This is a genomic window from Actinomycetes bacterium (genome assembly GCA_036510875.1).
In the GTDB taxonomy this organism is placed as follows: domain Bacteria; phylum Actinomycetota; class Actinomycetes; order Prado026; family Prado026; genus DATCDE01.
In genome coordinates this window covers 1-4,335 of record DATCDE010000073.1, presented here as the reverse complement: position 1 = coordinate 4,335, position 4,335 = coordinate 1, and the positions used below count along the sequence as shown (strand labels likewise).

Annotated in this window: 5 protein-coding genes; 1 reads left to right on the top strand and 4 read right to left on the bottom strand. The window is 71.6% G+C overall.

The window, feature by feature from the left end:
• The coding region (locus VIM19_04120; protein HEY5184095.1) for a gamma-glutamyl-gamma-aminobutyrate hydrolase family protein at positions 1 to 418 on the top strand (418 nt) is incomplete at its 5' end.
• A 50-nt stretch (positions 419 to 468) separates the two neighbouring features.
• On the opposite strand, the gene VIM19_04115 is transcribed toward VIM19_04120, so the two are convergent.
• The 4 genes from VIM19_04115 to VIM19_04100 all read right to left on the bottom strand — a co-directional run.
• The gene (locus tag VIM19_04115; protein HEY5184094.1) at positions 469 to 1,236 is read right to left on the bottom strand and encodes a 3-oxoacyl-ACP reductase; all 768 of its coding nucleotides are present in this window, start codon (positions 1,234 to 1,236) and stop codon (positions 469 to 471) included.
• 5 nt (positions 1,237 to 1,241) lie between these two features.
• The gene (locus VIM19_04110; GenBank protein ID HEY5184093.1) at positions 1,242 to 2,609 is read right to left on the bottom strand and encodes an aldehyde dehydrogenase family protein; all 1,368 of its coding nucleotides are present in this window, start codon (positions 2,607 to 2,609) and stop codon (positions 1,242 to 1,244) included.
• A gap of 8 nt (positions 2,610 to 2,617) precedes the next feature.
• A complete protein-coding gene (locus tag VIM19_04105) occupies positions 2,618 to 3,985 on the bottom strand; it encodes a glutamine synthetase family protein (GenBank protein ID HEY5184092.1) in 1,368 nt (455 codons plus the stop codon).
• A gap of 78 nt (positions 3,986 to 4,063) precedes the next feature.
• Positions 4,064 to 4,335 (bottom strand): FCD domain-containing protein (locus tag VIM19_04100; GenBank protein HEY5184091.1); only part of this gene is annotated, 272 nt, incomplete at its 5' end.

Here is a 4,335-nt window from a genome sequence, read left to right as displayed (position 1 = left end):
CGCCGCCGAGCTCACGCTGCTGGCCAGGGCGCTGGCCGCCGACCTGCCCGTGCTGGGCGTGTGCCGGGGCATGCAGCTGATGGCCGTGCACGCCGGCGGCGCGCTGCACCAGCACCTGCCCGAGGTCGTGGGGCACGAGCGCCACCGGCCCGGCCCGGGCGTCTACGGCGAGCACCCGGTGCGGCTGGCCGCCGGCTCCGGGGCGGCCGGCATCCTCGGCGAGGAGGTGTCGGTGCGCTCCTACCACCACCAGGGGCTGGCCGACCCCGGCTCGCTCACCGTGACCGGCTGGGCCGACGACGGCTCCGCCGAGGTGGTCGAGGACCCGACTCGCCGGTTCGCCCTCGGCGTCCTGTGGCACCCCGAGGTCGGCGACGACCCCCGCCTGTTCGACGCGCTCGTCGCCGCCTCCCGCTGAACCTGTCAGGGTCAGGACGAGCTCTACGTCGTCCTCACCCTGACAACTCGCTAGAGGGGGGTGACGTAGGCGCCGGAGATGCCGCCGTCCACCAGGAAGTTGGCCGCCGTCATGAACGAGGAGTCGTCGCTGGCCAGGAAGGCGACGGCCGCGGCGATCTCGTCCGGCTCGCCGAAGCGGCCCATCGGGATGTGCACCAGCCGCCGCTGGGCCCGCTCGGGGTCCTTGGCGAACAGCTCCATGAGCAGCGGGGTGGCCACCGGCCCCGGCGAGATCGCGTTGACCCGGATGCCCTCACGGGCGAACTGCACGCCCAGCTCACGGGTCATCGCCAGCACGCCGCCCTTGGACGCCGTGTAGGAGATCTGCGAGGTGGCCGCGCCGAGGGTCGCCACGAAGGACGCCGTGTTGATGATCGAACCCTTGCCCTGGCGCTGCATGTGCGAGAGCACCGCCTTGCAGCCGAGGTACACCGAGGTCAGGTTGACCTCCTGCACCCGGCGCCAGGCGTCCAGCCCGGTGACCAGGATCGAGTCGTCGTCCGGCGGGGAGATGCCCGCGTTGTGGAACGCGACGTCCACCCGGCCATAGGTCTGGACGGTGGTGGCGTACAGCCGCTCGTTGTCCTCGGGGCTGGTCACGTCGACCTGGACGAACAACCCACCGAGCTCCTCGGCGACCGGTCCACCGGCCTCCTCGTTCAGGTCGGCGACGACCACCTTGGCGCCCTCAGCGGCGAGCCTGCGAGCGGACGCCAGCCCGATCCCGCTGGCGGCGCCGGTGATCACGGCGACGCGGTCTTGCAGACGGTCCATCACGATGCTCAGGCCTCCGTAGCGATGAAGACGTTCTTGACCTCGGTGAACGCGTCGACCGCGTCCGGTCCCAGCTCCCGGCCGAGGCCGGACTGCTTGTAGCCCCCGAACGGCGTCCAGTAGCGCACCGACGAGTGGCTGTTGACCGACAGGGCGCCGGTCTCGACCGCGCGCGAGACGCGCAGCGCCCGGCCCAGGTTCTCGGTCCAGATCGAGCCGGACAGCCCGTAGGGGGTGTCGTTGGCGATCCGGATGGCGTCCGCCTCGTCCTCGAACGGCAGGACGACGACGACCGGGCCGAAGATCTCTTCGCGCGCCGAACGGTCGTCCGGGGACGTCGGCGCCAGCACGGTCGGCGGGAACCAGAACCCCGGGCCGCTGGGGCAGCTGCCGCGGAACGCGACCGGCGCGTCGTCCGGCACGTATGAGGCGACCGTCTCCCACTGGCCGCGGCTGATCAGCGGACCCATCTCGGCAGTGTCCAGGCCCGGGTCCTCGACCCGCACCCCGGCCACGGCCGGCTCGAGCAGCTCCATGAACCGGTCGTAGGCGGAGCGCTGCACCAGGATCCGGGAGCGCGCGCAGCAGTCCTGGCCGGCGTTGTCGAAGACGCCGTACGGCGCGGTGGCCGCGGCCCGCTCCAGGTCGGCGTCGGCGAACACGATGTTCGCGCTCTTGCCACCCAGCTCGAGGGTGACCCGCTTGACCTGCTCGGCGCAGCCGCGCATGACGCCCTTGCCGACCTCGGTGGAGCCGGTGAAGACCACCTTCCGGACGGCGGGGTGCGTGACGAACCGCTCCCCGACCACGGAGCCCTTGCCCGGCAGGACGGTGAGCACGCCCTCGGGCAGGCCGGCCTCGAGGGCCAGCTCGCCCAGCCGGATCGCGGTGAGCGGGGTCAGCTCGGCCGGCTTGAGCAGCACCGTGTTCCCGGCGGCCAGCGCCGGGCCGAAGCCCCAGCCGGCGATCGGCATCGGGAAGTTCCACGGCACGATCACGCCAACGACGCCGAGCGGCTCCTTGAAGGTGACGTCGACGCCGCCGGGCACCGGGATCTGCCGGCCGAACAGCCGCTCCGGCGCCGCGCTGTAGTAGGTCAGCACGTCGCGGACGTTGCCGGCCTCCCAGCGGGCGTTGCCGATCGTGTGGCCGGAGTTGGCCACCTCGAGCCGGGCCAGCTCCTCGAGGTGGGAGTCGACCTGCTCGGCGAGCCGCCGCAGCAGCCTCGACCGGTCGGCGGGGGCCACGTGGCGCCAGGTCTCGAAGGCCCGCTGCGCCGAGGCCACCGCCGCGTCGGTGCCGGCCAGGTCGGTCTGCTCGATCGTGGTGATGACCTGTTCGGTCGAGGGGTTGACGACGTCGTGCGTCGTGGTCATGCGAGTGCTCACATCCGTTCGAAGGAGCGGTACCGCTCCCAGTCGGTGACAGCCCGGGCGAACGCCTCGAGCTCGATCCGGCCCATGTTCGTGTAGTGGTCGACGACCTCCTCGCCGAACGTCTGTCGGGCGAAGGCGCTGCCGTCCCACAGCTCGATGGCCTGGTGAAGGAACTCCGGCACCCGCTCCGCGTCGGCCTGGTAGGCGTTGCCTTCGAAGGCGGCCTCCAGCGGCAGCTCGCGCTCGATGCCGTCCAGGCCGGCGGCGATCATCGCGGCGGTGGCCAGGTACGGGTTCACGTCACCGCCCGGGATCCGGTTCTCCAACCGCAGCCCCGGGCCGTGGCCGACCAGCCGGAACGCGCAGGTGCGGTTGTCCGGGCCCCACTTGATCGCCGTCGGGGCGAACGACCCGGCCACGTACCGCTTGTAGGAGTTGATGTTCGGGGCGAAGAACAAGGTGAGCTCGCGCATGTGCGCCAGCTGGCCGGCGATGAAGTGCCGGCCGAGGGCGGACAGCCCGTGCTCGTGGTCGTCGTCCGAGGCCATGGCCAGCGAGCCGTCGGTCCCGCGGAACGACAGGTGGATGTGGCAGGAGTTGCCCTCGCGCTCGTTGAACTTGGCCATGAAGGTCAGCGAGCTGCCGTCCTGCGCGGCGATCTCCTTGGCGCCGTTCTTGTAGACCACGTGGTTGTCGCAGGTGGTCAGCGCGTCCGCGTACTTGAACGCGATCTCGTGCTGGCCGAGGTTGCACTCGCCCTTGGCCGACTCCACCGTCATGCCCGCGCCGTACATCTCGTTGCGGATGCGGCGCAGCAGCGGCTCGACCCGGGCGGTGCCGAGCAGCGAGTAGTCGACGTTGTAGAGGTTGGCCGGGGTCAGGCCGCGGTAGCCGGACTGCCAGGCGTCCTCGTAGCTGTCCCGGAACACGATGAACTCCAGCTCGGTGCCGACCAGCGCCTGCATGCCGGCGTCCTCGAGCCGCGTGAGCTGACGGCGCAGGATCTGCCGGGGCGACGCGACGACGTCCTCTCCGTCGAGCCACCGGACGTCGGCGAGCAGCAGCACGGTGCCCTCCTGCCAGGGCACGTATCGCAGCGTGTCCAGGTCGGGCTGCAGCACGAAGTCGCCGTAGCCGGTGCCCCACGACGACATCGAGTAGCCGTCGACGGTGTTCATGTCGACGTCCACGGCGAGCAGGTAGTTGCAGCCCTCGGTGCCGTGCCCCAGGACGTCGTCCATGAAGTGCCGGGCATGCAGCCGCTTGCCCTGCAGCCGGCCCTGCATGTCGGTCAGGGCGACGAGCACCGTGTCGATCCGCCCGGAGTCGACGTCGCCGGCCAGCTGCTCGACGGTGAGTGCAGGGACACGGGCCATGGCGTTATCCTGTCGTCCGAAGGGCGGTAAAGGTTCGTCGGCGGAACTTTAGCGGTCCGGCCCGGGCGCGGGGACGGGTCACCCTAGGAAACCGCGCAGCAGGGCCGAGGTGGCGTCGCAGTGCTCGGCCATCATCCGGGACGCCCGCTCGGCCTCGCCCGCCAGGATGGCCTCGACGACGGCCGCGTGCTGTCGGTCGGAGTGCGCGAGGTTGGCCGAGAGCACCGGGATGGCGGCCAGCAGCTCGCCGATCCGCAGCTGGGCGTCGGTCACCGCGGCGAGCAGCAGCGGGCTGCCGGCAAGCTCGGCGATGCGCAGGTGCAGCCGCGAGTCGGCTCCCCGGCGGGCCC